The sequence below is a fragment of the Pseudomonas sp. MT3 genome (assembly GCF_054720805.1).
The window spans coordinates 171,415-188,718 of sequence record NZ_JBTVPY010000009.1 but is presented as its reverse complement, the minus strand read 5'-3'; the positions used below and the strand labels follow the sequence as shown (position 1 = coordinate 188,718).

General features: G+C 63.2%; 19 protein-coding genes. 1 reads left to right on the top strand and 18 read right to left on the bottom strand.

The window, feature by feature from the left end; genetic code table 11:
• Positions 1 to 2: 2 nt before the first annotated feature.
• From ACYCAX_RS11790 to ACYCAX_RS11705, 18 genes are all read right to left on the bottom strand, one after another.
• Positions 3 to 491 carry a DUF1833 family protein gene (locus ACYCAX_RS11790; RefSeq protein ID WP_460248081.1) on the bottom strand — a complete coding sequence of 163 codons (489 nt, stop codon included), beginning with the start codon at positions 489 to 491 and terminating at the stop codon, positions 3 to 5.
• The gene (locus ACYCAX_RS11785) at positions 488 to 949 is read right to left on the bottom strand and encodes a transposase (protein ID WP_460248080.1); all 462 of its coding nucleotides are present in this window, start codon (positions 947 to 949) and stop codon (positions 488 to 490) included. The genes ACYCAX_RS11790 and ACYCAX_RS11785 overlap by 4 nt, the downstream gene beginning before the upstream one ends.
• Positions 946 to 4,221: a phage tail length tape measure family protein gene (locus tag ACYCAX_RS11780; RefSeq protein ID WP_460248079.1), complete on the bottom strand. Its 3,276-nt coding sequence runs from the start codon at positions 4,219 to 4,221 to the stop codon at positions 946 to 948. The genes ACYCAX_RS11785 and ACYCAX_RS11780 overlap by 4 nt, the downstream gene beginning before the upstream one ends.
• 12 nt (positions 4,222 to 4,233) lie before the next feature.
• Positions 4,234 to 4,404, bottom strand: a complete 171-nt coding sequence (locus ACYCAX_RS11775) for a hypothetical protein (RefSeq protein ID WP_460248078.1) — start codon at positions 4,402 to 4,404, stop codon at positions 4,234 to 4,236.
• Between the two features lie 167 nt (positions 4,405 to 4,571).
• A complete protein-coding gene (locus ACYCAX_RS11770) occupies positions 4,572 to 5,063 on the bottom strand; it encodes a hypothetical protein (RefSeq protein WP_460248077.1) in 492 nt (163 codons plus the stop codon).
• Positions 5,064 to 5,123: 60 nt separating this feature from the next.
• Entirely contained in the window at positions 5,124 to 6,293 is a 1,170-nt protein-coding gene (locus ACYCAX_RS11765; RefSeq protein ID WP_460248076.1) for a phage tail tube protein, read from the bottom strand.
• Positions 6,294 to 6,351: 58 nt separating this feature from the next.
• Positions 6,352 to 6,759 (bottom strand): phage tail terminator-like protein, encoded by a 408-nt coding sequence (locus ACYCAX_RS11760; RefSeq protein ID WP_460248075.1) that lies wholly within the window; start codon positions 6,757 to 6,759, stop codon positions 6,352 to 6,354.
• Positions 6,756 to 7,103, bottom strand: a complete 348-nt coding sequence (locus tag ACYCAX_RS11755) for an HK97 gp10 family phage protein (RefSeq protein WP_460248074.1) — start codon at positions 7,101 to 7,103, stop codon at positions 6,756 to 6,758. Before ACYCAX_RS11755 ends, ACYCAX_RS11760 begins: the two co-directional genes overlap by 4 nt.
• 50 nt (positions 7,104 to 7,153) lie before the next feature.
• Positions 7,154 to 7,540 (bottom strand): hypothetical protein, encoded by a 387-nt coding sequence (locus ACYCAX_RS11750; RefSeq protein ID WP_460248073.1) that lies wholly within the window; start codon positions 7,538 to 7,540, stop codon positions 7,154 to 7,156.
• On the bottom strand, positions 7,530 to 8,525 hold the full coding sequence (locus ACYCAX_RS11745; protein WP_460248072.1) for a hypothetical protein: 996 nt from the start codon (positions 8,523 to 8,525) through the stop codon (positions 7,530 to 7,532). Before ACYCAX_RS11745 ends, ACYCAX_RS11750 begins: the two co-directional genes overlap by 11 nt.
• Entirely contained in the window at positions 8,522 to 9,037 is a 516-nt protein-coding gene (locus ACYCAX_RS11740; protein WP_460248071.1) for a DnaT-like ssDNA-binding protein, read from the bottom strand. The genes ACYCAX_RS11745 and ACYCAX_RS11740 overlap by 4 nt, the downstream gene beginning before the upstream one ends.
• Entirely contained in the window at positions 9,038 to 9,616 is a 579-nt protein-coding gene (locus ACYCAX_RS11735) for an NUMOD4 domain-containing protein (RefSeq protein ID WP_460248070.1), read from the bottom strand.
• Positions 9,617 to 9,675: 59 nt separating this feature from the next.
• On the bottom strand, positions 9,676 to 10,125 hold the full coding sequence (locus ACYCAX_RS11730; RefSeq protein ID WP_460248069.1) for a hypothetical protein: 450 nt from the start codon (positions 10,123 to 10,125) through the stop codon (positions 9,676 to 9,678).
• A 12-nt stretch (positions 10,126 to 10,137) separates the two neighbouring features.
• The gene (locus ACYCAX_RS11725; RefSeq protein ID WP_460248068.1) at positions 10,138 to 11,067 is read right to left on the bottom strand and encodes a DUF2184 domain-containing protein; all 930 of its coding nucleotides are present in this window, start codon (positions 11,065 to 11,067) and stop codon (positions 10,138 to 10,140) included.
• A gap of 9 nt (positions 11,068 to 11,076) precedes the next feature.
• A complete protein-coding gene (locus tag ACYCAX_RS11720; protein WP_460248067.1) occupies positions 11,077 to 11,532 on the bottom strand; it encodes a structural cement protein Gp24 in 456 nt (151 codons plus the stop codon).
• A gap of 657 nt (positions 11,533 to 12,189) precedes the next feature.
• Positions 12,190 to 13,302: a DUF2213 domain-containing protein gene (locus ACYCAX_RS11715; protein ID WP_460248066.1), complete on the bottom strand. Its 1,113-nt coding sequence runs from the start codon at positions 13,300 to 13,302 to the stop codon at positions 12,190 to 12,192.
• Between the two features lie 2 nt (positions 13,303 to 13,304).
• Positions 13,305 to 15,101, bottom strand: coding sequence for an anti-CBASS protein Acb1 family protein (locus ACYCAX_RS11710; protein ID WP_460248065.1), 1,797 nt, complete (start codon positions 15,099 to 15,101; stop codon positions 13,305 to 13,307).
• On the bottom strand, positions 15,101 to 16,360 hold the full coding sequence (locus ACYCAX_RS11705) for a terminase large subunit domain-containing protein (protein WP_460248098.1): 1,260 nt from the start codon (positions 16,358 to 16,360) through the stop codon (positions 15,101 to 15,103). Before ACYCAX_RS11705 ends, ACYCAX_RS11710 begins: the two co-directional genes overlap by 1 nt.
• An 80-nt stretch (positions 16,361 to 16,440) precedes the next feature.
• On the opposite strand from ACYCAX_RS11705, the gene ACYCAX_RS11700 reads away from it, so the two are divergent.
• Positions 16,441 to 17,277 carry an HNH endonuclease gene (locus tag ACYCAX_RS11700; protein WP_079980299.1) on the top strand — a complete coding sequence of 279 codons (837 nt, stop codon included), beginning with the start codon at positions 16,441 to 16,443 and terminating at the stop codon, positions 17,275 to 17,277.
• The last annotated feature ends 27 nt before the right edge of the window (positions 17,278 to 17,304 follow it).

The following is a 17,304-nucleotide window of genomic DNA, read 5'->3' as shown; positions in this document are numbered from 1 at the left end:
GGTCAGCTGATGTACTTGAGCCCTGGCGCGAATGTCGTGGTGTACACGTCACGCGGCCAGCCGGTGTTGATCAAGTCGTAGTAGCCGGCGGTGACTTCCACGGTGGTCCCGGAGCAGCGGCCGCTCTTCACCACCATCCGATATGGAGGCTCAGCCGGCGCGCTCCGGTCGGTGTCGAGGAAGATGCGCAGCGTCAGGAAAATCTTCTCCCCTGCCTCGATGGCGGCATCGATTCGCTGCTGGGCTTCGCCGGTGACGTTGTCGATGGCGAATCCCACTGTCTGCGCACCGGAGTTGTCGCGCTTCGGGATCGCCACGTCGATGCCGGCCGCCTGGAAGGTAAGCGTCCGCGCATCCTCCGTGGTGAATACCTGGTCTTCGAAGCCCTGGCACAGCAGCAGCGAGTCAGCCCACGCCGAGCAGGACATCTCCAGCGTGGCGATCGCGACTTCCGGGCCGCCCGAGGCATAGAAGCGTTCGAGTACCGTCATGCTTCAGGCCACTCCCTGTTCAGAGCTACGTCGATGATGTTCATGTTGAACCAGAGGTCGGGGAACTGATCCCAGTACGGCGGAATCAATGGGCGCTCGCGCAACTCGACGGTTGCCGTGATCTCCCAGCGACTGACCTGGACGAGCGTCGGGCCGTCGTACATCCCGCGAATCTTGCAGGTGTACGGCACGAAACCAGCGGGTGTCAGGAGCTCAGCATCAAACCACTGAGTGCCGTCCACGAGGGTTGACTGGAACCACCGCTCGAAGAACGCGGCCTGGTTCTGATCCATGTTCCAGCGGACGTTCACCAGCGTCGGAACGTTCGTATAGTGACGGCGCTCCCGCATCCTGCCGGTAACCAGCATCGTGCTGAGCTTCGGGTCGGTGGTGGTGAGCTTGTAGCTGTCCTGCAACGGTTTCGGCAACTGCGATGGGTACTGAATGGGTTCACTCATGAGCCTGCCGTCCTCAGTGCGTACTTCTGCTGCAGGGCCTTGTGGGCCTTGCCGTCGCCCATGATGCTGGCCACCCAGATGTCGATAATGTCGGAGCCGTCATCACCCTTGCGCGCCTCAGCGGTGCCCGCACGAGATGGGTCCTCGTAGAGGTTCACGGTTGGCGCGCCGCCGGCCGATGCCGCGGTTGAGCTACTGCCGCTCGACGAGCTCGGCACTCGGTCGTTGGAGTTGATCGACTCCAGCAGCGCGCGATTGCGCCGCGTGGCCTCTGCATTGACGACGAACTCGCCATCGCTGAGCCAGCGGAGATTGCTGTCGGAGGTTCCGGTGCCGGCGCCATTCACAATGCCGCCCGTGGCGAGGCCGGGGATCATTGCTAGGGATGATGCCAGAGCGGTGGTGGAGGTCAGCGCAGCGGCTGCCGGGCCGGAGTTACCGCCAAACGTTGCCAGCGATGCCATTGCCGCCGCAGGCGCCCAAGCGGCAGCCGTGGTGCCCGCCATTGCAATAGTCGCTGCTGTCTGCGAAGTCCCCAGCGTCATCGCCAGCAGCGCATTGGCGCCCATCTGGACGCCCATTTTCACGAAGCCTGAGATGATGCTGCGCAGCGCCTCACGCCCGATGTCGCCAAGGGAACTCATGGAGAGATTGAGGTCCATGATGTCCTGGGTGATGCCCTCGGTTACCGTGCTGAAGGCCCCCTGGAAGATGCTCTGCGTTTGGCCGGCGACGTTGGCGGCCTGGTCGCCGAAGTTCTGAACGGCAGCGGTCCACCCGTTGATGGGGTTGGACATGGCGGCATCCATCTGCGCCCAGCCCTGCTGCATTGCTGCGATCTGCTGCGGCAAGTACTCGTTTGTCAGGTCGATCTGGGCCTGGAGCTCCTGCCGCTGCTTCTCGGTCGTGGCCTGGGCCAGTTCGGTACGCAGTTGCAGCACCCGGTCGTTGGTCTGCTGCTCAAGCTGCAGGCGCTGCTGGTAGCGCTCCGCCTCTTTGCTGCCCATGCCGACGGCGGCTGCCTGCGCGGCGTACTGCTCACGCTGGATCAGCAGTTGCCGCTCCACCTGCGCCTGGTACTGCTCGGCAGCGGTCAGGCCCTGCGCACCCTTGATGGCGGCGGCATAGTTCTGCGATGCCTGGGCCAGCGCCTTGCCGTACTCCTCGCGGGTGATCTTGCCCTTGGAGAGGGCCAGTTGGAGCTGGCTTTCTTCCTTTGTCAGGGTGCGCGCGGCCTGGGCGGCCGGATCGTACTGGGCCAGCAGGCGGGACGCGGTGTTATCCGCTTCCCGCACACCGGCGTTCTGGCCGCGGGTCTTCGGCGCGTTCTTTTTCGCCTCCCGCTCCTTGATGTCGGCGATCTGCTGCTCGATGTTTTTCCGCGACGCGGCGTACTTGGTTTCCTCTTCGGCGGTGAAGCCGCCAGCCTTCAGGGCATCCGCCCGGGCCTTGTCCAGGTCCTTCAGCTGTTTCTCCAGCTTCTGGGTCTGGGTTTGCGCCGAGGTGTAGATGCTGTTGATCGTGTCGACACCCTTCTTGCCGGCCGTCTGCAACAGGTTGTTGGCGATGTCCTCGGCCTGTTTCTGGCCATCGGCGGCGATCTTGCCTTGGAGTTCGGCGGCGCGTGCATAGAGAGTGTCGAGGCTGTCCCGGTTGATGCCCAGGCCCATAAGGCGGCCGCCGCGACCGACGCCCTTCTGGGCGTTCTCGATCTGCTTGTAGACCTTGGCCAGCTGCTGCTCGGGGGTTTCGGTGCGGCCTACATCGAGCATTGCGTCCCAGGCAGACTTCGCGGCACTTTTCAGGCCGTTCCAAGCGCTTTCCACATAGCCAAGGTTCTTCTCCATCTCCGCCGACCGCGTGTCCAATGCGTCGGCATAAGCGTCAGTCGCAACGCGTGCCGCATCCATAGTGCGGCCCTGCTCCTGCAGGGACTGGATGTTGGCGTACTGGGCAGCAGTGAGGAAATGCAGCTGGTCGTCCAGCTTTTTCACCGCGCCGACCGGGTCATTGGCGAGGTCGTTGAAGTTCTGCACCACTTCGGTGGTGGCCTGGCTGGTCAGCTTCGACCAGTTCATGGCGCTGGCCGTGATGCTGGTGTACATGGTGGTCAGCGGGTTTCCGGCGGACGCCAACTGGGTCAGTACAGCAGCAGCCTCGCCAACGGTGGCATTCCCCTTGCCGACCTGCTGGGCGAAGTTCGCGAGCTGACTGGCCGAAGTGCCGGCGGCATTGCCATTGGCGATGATGGCGTTGGTCATGAGCTCGGTTTCTTTCGAGCCCTGGTAGTACGCCACGCCAAAGGCGCCGACCGCAGCCGCTGCCAGTGTGAACGGGTTGACAAGCCCGGCCACATAGCCGCCCACGGCTTTGATCGCAGGACCGATTCCGCCGAACATGTCCTTGAGCTGGCCACCCTGTTGCAGGAACACCATCAGCGGCGCCTGGCCTGTGGCGAGGCCAACGGTAATGTCCGTGATCTGCGCCGGCAGCATGCGCATGTTGTTCGCCATCATCTTGGCCGACTGGCCGGTCTTGTTCAGGCCATCGGACGTATCGCTCAAGGCGTCACGCATAGCCTTAAGCCGGGCGTTCGCCTCTGCCACGGTTTCCGCGTCGACCAGGCCGAGTTTCTTGTACCGGGCGAGCTTCTCCTGCATGTCGTCCAGGCGATCAAGGGCGGCAACCGTCGGGTTGATCTGTCCGAGCAGTTTCATCAACCCGGCGCGCTCTTCGTCGATGCTCTGCTCAGCCGAGCGAGAGCTGCGCCCTACCCGACTGGTAGCTTGATCAAGGTTCTGCGCTTCGTCGGCCGCCTGCGACATGTTCGCGGCAATGCTGGTCAGTTGTGCATTGATCGCGCTCTGGCCCTGTGAGAAGGCGCCAAATGTCGTAACCAGATGCGACATTTGGGTATTCAGCTGTCCTAGCTGTGCGTTCGACTGGGTGATCCCAGCGTCGAGTCTGCCAACGCCCTGGCCAACGGCCATCATGGCATTCTCAAGCGCGACAGAGCGCGAAACGAGCGCAGTCAGCTGGGTGCTGGTGGACTCAGTGGCGCTCTCGATGCGAGAAAGCGAAGCCACGGTAGCGGCTGCAGCTTTGCTCATGTTCGGGCCGAGCTTCAGTGTTACTTCGCTCAGTCGAGAGGTGCTGGCAGCAGCCTCGTTGCCGCTCTCCTCCACTCGATCCAGGGCATCGCTGAGATTGATTGCATTCTTCTCAGCCGGCCTTGAGTCGATAGTTATGCTGAGGCGAGTTTCGTCCGCCATAGCGGTCTCCGGCTACTTTTTCGAGGTCGTCTTTTCCGCGTTCTGCGCTTCCCACTGGTCGCGGTACTCGTCGTCCAGGGCGAAGATGGCGGCTTCGAATTCTTCGAGGGGGATGGCGGTGGGGAACCGCTGGAGGTAAGCGTCGATATCGCGGTGAGAGAGCGCGGCCGGTTGGCCGATCATGCCGATGTACTGCCGCCCGCGGCTGATGCAGTGGTAGGCACCGAGGATTTCGGCGCTTACCCCGTCAATCTCAGGAGCCGGAGGCACCGGCAGGCCGAAGCGCTCGTGCTGGTGCCGCTTCTTCTCGTGCTGGGGGCCAGCCCACTCCCTGGCCCAGCGATAGGCGCTCAGGACTTTCCCACGGTCTCCTGAGCGTGCTGCTCGATGCGTTCGGCGATGTCGTTGCCGGTGCGCATGGCGTGCAGATAGAGCTCCGGGTAATCGTTGAGCAGCACCTGGCAGCGCGCCGGGGTGTATTCAGCGGGAACGCCGGGCTCCTCAGCCTCCTGCACGCCCTTCCAGTCCTTGATCAGTTGTTCTGTGGCCAGCACCACCAGCAGGCGGCCCTGTTCGTCGTAGGCGACCTCGCCCAGCGCGGCAGGATCGAAATCCCGAGTACCAACCCCAGCGGCCATGTCGATACAGGCGATGTGCCGCTTGATCAGCGCGAGGTGAGACTGGTACAGCGGGTTCATGATCGACGCGACGAGCAGCGAGAGGTCTGCTTCCTCCTCGACGGGGTGCGGCGCCAGGCGGCCGGTCTCCTTATCCAGCTTGAAGTGCACCCAACGGGTGCCGTGGAGATCGAGCTCGGGCTTCTTCTTCAGGGTGATGGCCATGATATTCCTCTGCGGTAAAAAGGCCCGGCGCGCACCGCAGGGCGCGCCGGGCAAGGTGAATTACGCGGTTACGGTGACCGCGCAGGCGTCGGTTTTGGTCGGATCAGCCACGCTGGTGGCGGTGATGGTCGCAGTGCCTACGGCAATGCCAGCGACGAGGCCGGTCGCACTGACGGTGGCGATCGCATCATCGGAGGATTCCCAGGTTACGGTCTGGCTCGCACCAGTCGGCAGCACAGCGGCTTCCAAGTCGACCGCTTCGCCGACGGCTACCGACACGGTGTCTGGGGTAACGGTTACGCTCGCGATGGCGACCGGGGCCGGCAGGCGGGTGATGGTCGGCGGCACGCGGCGGGCGGTGTAGTTCAGCTCCACCTGGACGATCTCTTGCGCGCCGGCATCCGGCCAGTCGCCGCTGACCTCCAGTTCCGGCAGCAGGATGGAGTAGCCGCCATCGGCGTTGGCGATGGTGAACTCCAGGCTGATGGCATCGCCGGTCTGCTGCTTCTTCCAGTTCTGGTAGGCCAGCTTCGACCAGGCAATGGTGATCGAGCCCGACGGGGTGAAGGTGGTCGGGATGATGTTGCCCGGGAACGGGTTGCCATTGCCGATGCAACGCTGGGTCTGGACGGCGTTGTCGAATTGCAGGGTGAAGGAATCGACGCAGGCATTGTCCTCGCCGACCTGCACGCCATTGATCTTCAGGCCGCTGATGTCCTTGAACCCGAAGCGGCGCTGCGCGGCTTCGGGCTGTGCGTTGACGATGTAGGAGGTGTCGTCAGCCTTGTCGGACCAGGCGCGAGCGGCGAAGGTCGAGGTTACGGTCACCTCGTTGTCACCGGGGAAGTCGAACGCCATCGTCGCAACCTGGGCGCCACGGGCGATACCGGCGACTCCGATATCCGCGGCATAGGTGGCCAGCGAGAAGGTGATGCGGTCGTTGCCCATTGTCAGCACGTTGGCGGCCCATTCCTTGCCGAAGCAGGACGCCATGAACTCATCGAGCGCGCCATAGCGCCACTTCGTTTCGACGTCGCCGCCTACATCCACGGTGGTCTGGGCGGTGCCCTGGGCCATCCGGTCGGCGCCGATCTCGTTGTTCTCCTCGGTGTTGTAGGTCGGGGTTACGCCGTTGCTGATGCGGGTCAGCGTGTTCCAATTGCCGGAGGGCGTGACGCCGGGGGTTACCTCTTTGATCCAGGCGAGCTGGACCTTCGCGCCAGAACTCATGGGGCGATTCTCCTGTGTAGGCGAAAGAAACCGCCGGGCTGGCGGTGGAAGGGAGGCCTCAGTAGGCCCGGTACGGAATGTTCAGGTTGACCTGGTACCAGCCGCGGCCGTCATCGCCGAGCGTGTTCATGGACACGGCGAAGCAGTCGAAGGGGTACGCGGGGTCGGTGTAGAACTGGAAGTGCTCGACGAGGGTGTCCGCAGCCTTGGTGATGGCCAGCGTGCCCTTGTTGCTGGGCACGAAGAGCTGAATGGTGACGCGACCGTCGCGGCGAACGCAGGGGCCGTTGCCAATCTCGGTTGAGGTCGAAGCCGCAGGGAGATCCACCAGACGCGCCCAGATGGCTTTTCCGACTGGATTGAATGGTCCCTTTGGGTTGTTCGGGTAGTCGACATCGTCTGCAGGAATTCCTGCCCATGCGGTCATCCGACTGATGATCACGCCGCGGATTTGCTCAAAGGTCATTTGGTGAACTTCGCACTGACAGCTATATGGGCCACGCCATATACGCCCCCGGGGGCCTGGCCGGAATGGCCATCTTCCAGCGCGCCGGCGTAGATCAGGTTGTTCTGGATGTAGATCACCGAGTACGGCACCAGGTGGGCAAGTTCGGCATACCCTTTGGCGATGGTTTCGTGGCCGTCCTTGTCAAACGCATTAAGCGAGTAGAAAACCGGCTCTCCAATGCTGACGATGTTGTTGGCCACGAAACGACCAGTATCGACAGGCGCGTGCTCCACGATCTCACGCAGTGCCTCCATGGTCATATCGCTCTGCCTCTGCACCACATTGGCCTCCACGGTATCCATGAAGGCGCTTGGCGACACGCTCCAGGACCTTCCGCCATTCCGCCTTGCCATCAGGCTTTCCTCAACTGCAACTCATGGTGCACGCCGGCAGGGTCGCCGCCGACAGTCACGATGCGGTAACCAGCCAGTACCTCGCCAAGGATCGGCACCACGTCGACGGTGCTCAGCTCATGCCCGACCTTGGGCAGGTCCTCCACCTCGTTCACCAGGGCGATCAGCAGGATGTCGCCCACCAGGATGTTCAGCCCGTCGATGCGGTCCTCGTCATACTCGTGGAATACACCGCGCCCGCTGTATATCACGGGCTGGGCTGTGGTGGTCTCGGTGATAGGGTCCCAAGTGCCGGGCCCCATGTACTGGCCGGAGAAGACGGTTACCGACTCGTTGAAGATCGTGTCGAACAGCTCGCCGAAGATGGCCTGCATTTCATCGCGCACGGGGAGCTCCTAGTTTGTATTCGACCCAGCACCGACAGCCGATGATCTCGTCGTCTCCGGCGCCGAGCGAATCGTCGCCCGGATACATCAGTAGCGCACCGCGTCCACTCACGAAGGGGCTGCCGAGCTGCTGCTTCTGCCCCTGCATTGGCGCATGGCTGTGCCGGACGCGGTCATCGCCGACGGTGTGCCACTCCTTCTGGATGCGGCTGCGCTCCACTCCGTCGCCCACCAACTGCTCGTAGACCTGGTCGCGGGCTGCGCTGAAGGCGTTGTGAGCCTGGGTGGCGGCCAGTTGCTCGGCGCCGGTGCGCAGCAGGCGCTCGGAATACCGGCCCACGATGCGGTCAACGTCGGCCTGAGCCACCGCCTTTCCGCGCTCGATCGCGCGCTGGACGATTCCGTCGAAGCGGCGGTCGCGCTTCAGGCGAGTCAGGTACTGGCGCATCTGCACCGGGTCGCCGCTGAGCAGCTGCACGCGGGCATTGGCCACGAACTTGGCATAGCCGCCAGGCTGGCCGACCACGCCGCCGGTGCGCTCTCCGGTGCGGCTGCTGCGCCGGCCGACCAGATCCAGGGCGGTGCGCCGAGCCGACTGGCCGAGCAGGTCTGCGGTCTGGATGGTGTAGCGGACGGCCAGGCGCGTTGCCTCCGCCGTGTCGCGCTGTAGCTCCACGGCGTTCCGGGCGAGCCAGCCGGTGGCGTCGGCGCCCATGGCGTCGAACTCAGGAGCGACAGACCGCGGCAGGTAGCTGATCTCCCAGACGGCGCCCGAAAGGTAGGTGGCGCGCACCTGCTCAAGGAACGCGGCCAGCAGGCCCAGCGACAGCACTTCGACGATGGCGTCCTCGTCCTGCTCCTGGATGTAGCGCTCGATCTCCGCGACCACGGCGGCATCGGTGACCGCCCTGACCTTGTCGAGGTAGGCCTGCTGCAGCGCCGGCTCCTTGCCCTCGATCGCGGCGAGGATCTCGGCCTCGGTCATACCGTGGCCACGCCCGGGCACGGGCAGCGCCAGGCCATGATCGGCGCCAGAATGTCGTTGATGATTCCCACGTAGGGTTTGTTGGGCTGGTCGTCACCCTCGGCTGGGCCGAAGAACTCGGTCTTCAGCGGGCCAACCGTAGCGCTCTTCACCGCCATGCTGGCGACGTAGTCCGGGTTCAGACTGCCGGGCTTCACCAGCTCACGCAGCGCGGCCTCATAGGTGGCCTGCTCGACCTCCGTCGGCACGCTGCCGGCGTCGATCGGATCGCCCTCGCGGTCAATCGCTCCAGAGCGCGGCCATTGCAGCGCCTGGCTGCGGCCTCCGGCTTTCTTGCCGGGGAACACAAAGATGCATTGGGTGGTGGGCACCTGGGTGCCCAGCCCGTCGATGTACGCCGATGCTCGGGTGAGCGCCGCGGTCTTCGCCTCCTCAGTGCCAGTCCAGGCGGCATTGCCTCTTTCGGAATGGTACTGGTCCGCCCCGGCGACCGTTCCATAGAAGACGCTCATTCATGCCACCTGCTGGGGCCAGCGTAGGCCCTTCTTGATGCGACAAACCTGCGAAGCGCTGACACCGAAGCGCCTGGCAACTTCCGCCCCGCTTATGCCTTGCGCGGAGAGCTCGCGGATCTCGGCAACTTGGGCAGCGCTCAACTTTGCCTGCGAGTTCTGTTCACCAAAGCGAATGAGATGATCGGTGGCACCCCGTGCTCTCAACCCTTCCTGGTAGGAATGGAGAATGTTCTGCCCGGCCGTGCACCACTCCAGGTTTATGGAGGCGTTGTTGGCCTTGTTCCCGTCCTTGTGATTGACCTGCGCTCCGTCGAACCAACCTTCGACAAAGGCTTTCGCAACCAGGCGATGCACATTCGCACACTCCTGGCCTCCCTCTCGGCAGAGCATCACAAACATGTAGCCGGAGGGTTTTCTGCCCTGCCGAAGAACGATTCCACCACACTGCCGCTCGGTTTTTCCGAATGCCACGGTTCGCGGCAGAGACCGCACACGCCCAAGACTTGAGACCTCATAGAGCTCTTCAAAGCCCGACACCGTGCGCCATTGCTCGGACGTAACGATTGCATCGGCCATCATCGTTCTCGAATAGGTGGGCCGTCCTGGCCCGGATGGTTCATCCCTGTGCGGGGTTATTACTGCTGATCGGCCTGCTTGTCGGCCAGGGCCTTCTGGAGCTCTTCCAGGGTCGCATCGGGACCAGCCGGCACGCCCAACGCGGCCAGTTGGTCGATCAGCGCCTGCTTCTGCGCCGCTTCGTCGGCTGGAGGCTGGTTGTTGGCGGCAGCCTTGGCTTCAGCCAGCTTCGCGACCAGGGTTTCGGTCTTGCTGTTGGAGCCGGCATTGACGCCAAGGGCCTTCAGCTCGGCGAACAGTTGCTGGCGGTAAGCCTCTTCGCCGCCCTGGTCGTCTCCGCCCTCGCCGCCCTCTACCACCAGCACGCCGGTGAGCACGTAGAACGCGAGGTTCTTGCGGCCCTTGATCTCCTCCCACTCGGGAACGTCGAGCGACGCCCCCGGCAGGATGACGGCGCCGCTCGGCAGGCCAATGGGGGTGACGCGATGGGTGTTGGTGACTTTGGCCATGATGAACTCCCGTCAGATGCCGTCGGTGTAGCGGACTTCCGCCGGACGACGGATATCCACGCCACCGAGGCGGAAGATGCCAGGGACCTCCCAGCGCAGCGGGCCCGCTTGGTATACCGGACGGAAGCGGTGCGGCATCGGGATGTGCATCTTCAGCACCGACGGATCGCGGCGGTAGCTGATCATGCGCGCGGTGCCGCCGGCGCCAGCGGTATCCAGGCCGTTCAGGCCGCGGATGGTGAGCGGGCGACCAGTGCTTGCGGTGTACACGTTGTTTTTCTGCAGGTAGGTCAGGATCGACTCCAAACCGTCCTGATTCACCTTGCGAGTGGCGATCAGCAGGAACTTCGCGTAAGGCATCAGCAGGGTGTCGGAGAACGCGGTGAACAGCGTGCCCTGGGCCTGCACGGTCAGCGCGGTGTTCACGTCGGCCAGGATCTGGTCGGCGGTGGCAGTTGCCCAGTCGCCAGTTACGGCGCTGCCCGCGGTCACGCCTGGGTAGTTGAACAGGCCGCTGAAGCCTTTGGACGAGTCACCCGCCAAGGCAACGCGGTCCACGAACTCCTCGTAGGCACGGCGTGCGGCGGCTGCATCGTCGGCGGTGAGGTTCAGGCCCAGCATCTGCGCCTGGCTGATCTCTTCCAGCCCGTAGCCGTAGCCGATAGCGGCCATGTGCACGTTCGACTCGAACTTCGAGCGCTCGGTGCTGGCCAGCGGAAGGTCGTCGGCGTTGCCGTTGACCCAATCGGCCTTGCCGACCTTATCGGCCGAGTAGAAGGTAACGGTCTTGATCCACTCGGGCGCCGAGGTGTCAACCGGGATCAGCTGCGGATACTGGATATCCGGGTAGACGATCTCGTTGACCTGGCGCTCGATGTAGGTGGTCTGCGAGACCACGAAGCCCAGGGCGGCCTGGGCATCGAGCAGGTGAATACGGCTCATGGTTTCTCCTTAGCCCAGGCGGACTTGAGCGAGTTGGTTGGCGCCAGTGGTGCTGGTGTCGAAGCGCGCACCAGCGACCAGCACGTTGTCGGTAGCGACGTTGGTCCAGACGCCAGTGGCCGGCACGAAGTAGACCGGGTCGCCCGCGGCGACCTGCACGGAGGCGGTCACCCAGATGGCGCCCTCGGTCATCACGCGGGCCGACTCGTACTGGCTGTACTGGTTGGCCTCAGCTTTGACGGAGCGGTCGCGGACGCTGATGCCGACGAATTTCGCGGCAGTGTCGCCAGCAGTCGCGGCACGGCCGGCCTTGTCGGCGGCGCCCTGCATGACCGGGATGCCGAACGCCAGGCCGCCAGAGGCCTCGACGGTACGGGAGATCAGGGTCTTCGGGACTTCGTCGACGATCATGCCCGGCAGGCCGGGGCGGATGTTCGCGGCATATGTAGTTTGTACTGCAGGCATGTCTGCCTCCTGGCCTTTTGGCCGTTCGCAATTACAATGAGAACATCAAGCACCATGCCGGAGGCAAAAATGCGTGACGACTGTCGTTGTTTGGTTGATGGATGCGAGAACCAGTCAAGGGCTCGCGGTATGTGCAGGGCCCACTATCTTCGGTGGCGTCGACATGGAGACCCGAAGGCCGGCAGGGCTCGAAATGGGGAGCCTATGGAATGGCTCATGAACCATCGCGAGCATCAATCTGATGCCTGTCTTGCGTGGCCTTTCGCGAAAACCTCACATGGCTATGGGGAAATCCGCAGGGGTCGATCAACAGCCGGAGCCCACGCCGTGATGTGCGAGATCGTCAATGGACCTGCACCATCGCCAGGGCATCAAGTTGCCCACTCATGCGGAAAAGGGCATGAGGGATGTGTGAACCCGAAGCACTTGCGATGGGCAGAATGCGCGGACAACCTTTCGGATCGCTATGGGCATGGAACAATCAACCGCGGTCGCCGGAATGGCCGTACGAAGCTGACTGAAGAGCAGGTTCTCCAAATCAGGGCGCTCAAGGGCGCCATGTCCGAATCGGAGATAGCCGAGAAGTTTGGAGTTGCCAGGGGAACGATATCTTCGATCATGCTTGGGGATAACTGGTCCTGGCTTTCCTAGTTCTGGCTATTTGGCACCTCCCTTCCAGGCGTCGTTGAGACGCGATTCGTAGGCCGATTGACCGTTGTCAGTCGGGCTGGTGGTCTTGCGGTCGCCCAGGACGCGGCGGACCGGGTCGACGTTGGTGTCCTCGACCAGCAGGTCGAAGCGGGCGTCGATGTAGGCCTCGGTCTTGCCGGCGATGGCGGCGTCGCCCAGCTTGGCCACAACCACAGCCTTGCGGATCTCGGCCGGGGACTTGCCGGTGTAGTCGCCGTCGGCGATCTGGACCGCAAGGGCCAGCAGGTCGGCACGCTCGGTCACCAGCTTGTCGATGGCAGCGTCGTTCAGGACCTTGCCCTTCAGGCCGTCGATCTCGGCGTCCTTCTTGGCGAGCTCGGCATCCTTGGCAGCCAGCGCGGAGGCATGGGCGTCCTGGATGGTCTTGAGGTTCACGCCCGCGTCTTGCAGCTGCTTCTGCAGCTTCTCGACGACTTGGGCGCCCTGCTCGGTGGTCTCGATCGTGAGGCCATCGACCAGGAGTTTGCGGAGTGCATCAGCCATGTCATGGCCTCCTTTCGGTTTCTGCGCAGGGGGTTTCGCAGCGGGGCTGCGCGAGTCCCCGATGCGTAGTTGCTCGCCGCCTCGGGCCTTGTCGACCAGGGCGAGGTGGTTCATTCGCATGTCCGTGACGATGGCGTCGTAGGGTTCTCCCTCCGGGGTTACGCCGTCCTGGAACACGACGGATGCCTCCAGGCCCATCGAGAGCTCGCGCTTGCCGGCCTCGTAGTCGCGGATGGTGTTGGCGTCCATCAGCACCAGCGGCACCTGGACGAAGTCGCCGTCGCGAAGGACCTCGGCGCCGGTGTTGCCGACAGCCAGTTCCTTCCAGTTGTCGGCGTTCACCTCGCCGTGGTGGTCGTTGGTCATCGGGCGGAAGGCGTAGGAGCGCATGGCGTCCTCAGCGAACACCGCCTCCGGCGGCCGATAGACGCGCACCAGAGGCATCTCAGGCTTGCCGACCTCGGAACCGAGGTAGTCCTGCACGCCGATGCGGGCCACCTTGGCGACGGCCACGAGGTAGCCGTCAGTGGTCCGGCGAACCCCGGACACCGACAGGGAGTGGTCGAGAAGGAGCATTGCTATTCCTCGTTGAGATCGTCCGACCAGCTCGGGGTGATCTCTTCGAAGATCTCCGGGCCAAGCTCGATGACGCCGCGGTACGGCTCGACCTGGTCAAGGTCGACGCTGCCGGGCTGGTAGGTGAAGGTGATGTGCGGCTGGTAGTCCGGCCAATCCCAGGAGGCGCCGGCGTCGAGGATGTCCTGGTGTCGCCAGGTCAGCTCGGTGTTGTTGAACAGCAGGACGATGGCGCCCTCGCCGAACTGCTCGACCATACGGGGGCCGCCGGCGGAGCTGGTGAGGTTGCCGTTCGGCTTGTTGGTCCAGGCCTGTGCCACAGCCATCCAGTCGACCGGGACCTTGCTGTAGGCGACGGTGACGTGCAGGTCTTCGGCCGGCAGTGTGGTCTCGAAGCCCTGGGCCTTCGCCCAGTCGATGATCGCGCCAGCGTTCAGCACCTTGCGGGACACGTAGAGCGTGCGCGCTGCGGCGTCCTGCAGCTTGGTGGTGCCGCCCTCCTCGTCCTGCTGGTCCTCCGGAACCTCGGAGCCGAACTCCTCGATCGCCGATTCCAGGCCTGGCATCACGCTGTTCTCCACCAGCAGCGTCTCGGCGGCCTTGCTGATGGCATCAGCCGGGAAGAGCTTGGTTTCGACGATGATCTTGATGGTCTCGGCGGTGGTCTTGCCGATTTCCGCCCGCTCCTTCGCCGTGGTTTGCCAGAGGCTGTTCCAGACGTAATGGATTTCCGGGGGGCGGCTGCCCAGCGCGGAGCGCACCAGGCACTCATCCAGCACCGACATGGCCGGCGTGATGTCCAGTTCTTGGCTCGACTGGATGCGATCGTAGTAGTTGCGTAGGTCCGCCTCGCCGGTGGAATTCATGCCGGCGGGAGACTGGCTGAGCATCCGCGTTGCCGGGATGTCAGCAGCGCCGCAGCCAGCCTGCATGAAGCGATCCATGATGTCGGGCAGCGTGCCGAAGTTGGCGCTCTTGCTCTCGTACTCCTCTTCCTTATCCAGCAGCAGTGCGCCGTTGATGCCTTTCGCCGTAGCCGCCAGCCGGAAGCGTTCCAGCAACTTCTTCTCATAGCTGGGATCCTGCATGCCCTGCATGAAGTCGGGAACTCGGATGATGTCGACCTTCGCCTCGAAGATCAGGCTGGCGACGTTGGCCATCGTGCTGTCGATCTGCTGGATGGCCTCGAAGACGGCCTGCAAGATCGAGTCACCCCAGCCGAATTGGTTGCCGCTGGCCAAGTCCTGGTCGGGGATATCGGCGCCGGTGAAGATCACCAGGCGGGACGGGTGAATCTCGATCGCGCTGCCGCCCAAGCGGTAAGCCTTGGGCTTGCCGTAGTTCGGCGACATGACGTCACGATCCTGCTCGGTAGCAGAGAGGTCGCGCCGGCTCATGACCGTCAGGTACTTGATGCCGCCCTTGCCCAGCCGATCAGGGTCCAGGGGCTTGCTGGTGTCACTGTCGCCGGTGCCGATGAAGATTGCCGCGCCGCCCCAAAGCCGCGCCTTGGTAAGCGCCTCCTTGGTGCGAGCCCTGACCTGTAGGCGCTTCTCCTCGGCCTCGATCTTCTCGATCTGCTGCTTGCTGGCCTGCCACGCCCGCCAGCGCCGGGTGGCGTCCTTGGCGGGAATGTCGATTACCTTCCGGGGGAACCACGCGCCACGGTAGGCGTTCTGCAACTGCTCGTCGGTGAGCAGGACCGGCGCGTAGAAGCTGCCGGCAGCCTTGTCGCGCTCCGTGCCCAAGTTGGCCACGAAGTTGACCAGCTTGTCGCTGAGGAAGCGGACTACGCCCATTAGGAAACACCTGCGAGGGAGTACCGATTGATCGGGAACTCCTTGTGGATGAAGTAGCCACCCGCGTCGTTGGGGTGTTCGATGTCGGCCGACTTGTCCGGCTCGCCGTTAGTTCCCCACACCTGCTGCTCCAGGGCGTCCGCGTAGGTCGGGCACCGGTCGGGGTTCACCCGGTACCGCCGCTCACCCTTGGCGTTGCAGAACATGGCGTTCATGGAGTTAATCCGGTCCTTTACCGGGGGGTTGGCGGCGGGCGCCGAGACGATGAAGCCAGCCTGCTTGAGCAGCGCGATGTCGGTCTCGCTGGCCCGGACGGACTTGCGCGAGTCGCCGGAGGCGTCGGGGTAGATCCTGATCTGGCGGGTCGGCCGGTAGTCGCCATCGGCGTACAGCCAGAACCGTTCCTTGAGCTGCCGGATCATGTCGGGGGTGTCGTAGGCGTTGATGATCTCGTCTACCGCGTGCGGCAGGCCCAGGCGCTTCACGTGCACCACGGCGGCCATCTTGCCGACGTTGAAGTCCATGCCCGTGAAGATCGGTTCCCCAGGCTGCACCGTCTCTTGCGAGGCGTTGAGCTTGCGGTCGAAGGCGGTGTAGATCGTGCCCGACGTCAGGTTGACGAACTGCCCGCGCAGGTACGCTGCGATCAGCTGCGGCGGGTACGACTCCATCAGGGAATCGATGTAGTCGTCCGGGAGGTTCGCCTCGTTGTCGTAGGTGCTGGCCTGGACCAGTCCGTACAGCTCCTGCAGGTGCGGCTTCTCGCGAAGCTGCTTCACGAACTGCTGGAAGACGAACTTGAAGCCTTCCGGGGTGGTGGTGACGTCCACGCGGTTACGGAGACGGTCCACCTTGTAGCGCATACGCGCGATGATTTTGCGCCAGGCCTGCTGGGCCTTGATCAGCGACAGTACGTCGAGCTCGTCCACCAGGGACCGGCCGACCTTGAAACCGACGATGGTCTGCGGCTTCTCCATGGAGCGGCAGATGATGGTCGTGCGGTAGGCGCTGCCGCTGTAGAGGTGAACCTCGTGGTTCGCCTGGTTGATCTTGGTCCGCAGCCCCCAATCGAATGCCACCTCCTCCATCGTCGGATAGAAGATGTCGCGGATCTGGGCGTAGGTCGGTGCGAAGTAGCCGGCGTTGATGCGCGGCCATTCCCAGGCGTGCTGGGCTAGGCCCGAGCAGCCTACCCAGGTCTTGCCGCTGTTGTGATGGATAGCGCCATCGACGGTCACGTAGCAGTTGTTATCCAGCACCTGAAGGTCGTAGTAAGCCTCTACAACATCGAGGGCGACAACGCTTAAAATGTAGCAGGATTCGATTGCGGAGCTTTGATATGACGCCTCTAGACCAGAAGATTTGTGATCTTGCCCATCCTGATCGCAGTGCATCCGAAGTTGCGAAGCTTGCAGGATGTGAGCGCAGCCATGTTTATCGCTGCATTGAGAGGTACGGCCTAACGCTGAAGCAGCGAACGAAACCTGCTCCTCGGCCAAGCTTGAAGCAGCAGATTCTTGACCTTGCAGGCGCGGGTCGGACTTCTGCAGAGATCGCAGCCCTGCTTGGATGCAGTGACAAACATGTGCAGAACACTCTGCGCACTCACAATGCTGGCCGACTGTCTCGCGGCGGCAGGTTTGGCGAGCTGAACCATAGCTATCAGGCTGGCAGGATTGTTGATCTGGACGGCTATGCGCTGGTCCAGGCTCCGCCAGACCATCCCCAAGCAAGGAAGACTGGCTTGATGTTCCAGCACCGACTGATTGCGGAACAGAAGATTGGTCGATACCTGCTTCCGTCAGAAGTCGTTGACCATATTGACGGGCTTCATCTGCATAACGACCCAGAGAATCTGCGAGTCTTTGATTCGAATGCTGATCACCTGCGTGCCACGATTTCGGGACTGCGGCCAAATTGGTCTGAAGAAGGCTTTGCGAAGATGCAGATACCTTCACACCTGCGACCAGCATATCCACGCGTCGATAGCTACCGTCAGCGCAGAGAACGCGGTGATGTCCGCTTGCTACAAATTCTCCTCGCTGCGTCACGACTCGGAATAGAGTCGCCGCACCTTTTGGGTACGCACCACCACTTAGAGCAAGCTCAAATCGATTATTCACAGCCGACCACGATAGAACGTGCATTGGCCGATCGATTTCCTGAATGGGCATAGGCCCAAACTCAGTCATAACCAGAGTGC